Source organism: Pseudomonas sp. 05N432 (genome assembly GCF_056396945.1).
Map to the genome: position 1 here is coordinate 1 of NZ_JBFTMM010000060.1, position 857 is coordinate 857.

At 50.7% G+C, this 857-nt stretch carries 1 rRNA gene; it reads right to left on the minus strand.

The annotated features are described in order from the left end of the window. Positions 1–857 (minus strand): 23S ribosomal RNA (locus AC1DHT_RS29185); the annotation flags it as partial.

The window sequence follows — 857 nt, forward strand, 5'->3', positions numbered from 1 at the left end:
GCTTGGACGTGCACTCCAACAGCACGCTTCGCCTATCCTACTGCGTCCCCCCATCGATTAAAACGATACTAGGTGGTACAGGAATATCAACCTGTTATCCATCGCCTACGCCTGTCGGCCTCAGCTTAGGACCCGACTAACCCAGAGCGGACGAGCCTTCCTCTGGAAACCTTAGTCAATCGGTGGACGGGATTCTCACCCGTCTTTCGCTACTCACACCGGCATTCTCACTTCTAAGCGCTCCACATGTCCTTGCGATCATGCTTCGACGCCCTTAGAACGCTCTCCTACCATTGTCCAAAGGACAATCCACAGCTTCGGTRATATGTTTAGCCCCGGTACATTTTCGGCGCAGWGTCACTCGACTAGTGAGCTATTACGCACTCTTTAAATGATGGCTGCTTCTAAGCCAACATCCTAGTTGTCTGGGCAACGCCACATCCTTTTCCACTTAACATATATTTTGGGACCTTAGCTGGTGGTCTGGGCTGTTTCCCTTTCGAACACGGACCTTATCACCCATGTTCTGACTCCCAAGTTAAATTAATTGGCATTCGGAGTTTGTCTGAATTCGGTAACCCGAGAGGGGCCCCTCGTCCAAACAGTGCTCTACCTCCAATAATCATCACTTGAGGCTAGCCCTAAAGCTATTTCGGRGAGAACCAGCTATCTCCRAGTTCGATTGGAATTTCTCCGCTACCCTCAGTTCATCCGCTCACTTTTCAACGTAAGTCGGTTCGGTCCTCCATTCAGTGTTACCYGAACTTCAACCTGACCAAGGGTAGATCACCTGGTTTCGGGTCTACGACCAAATACTCCACGCCCTATTCAGACTCGCTTTCGCTGCGGCTCCACAT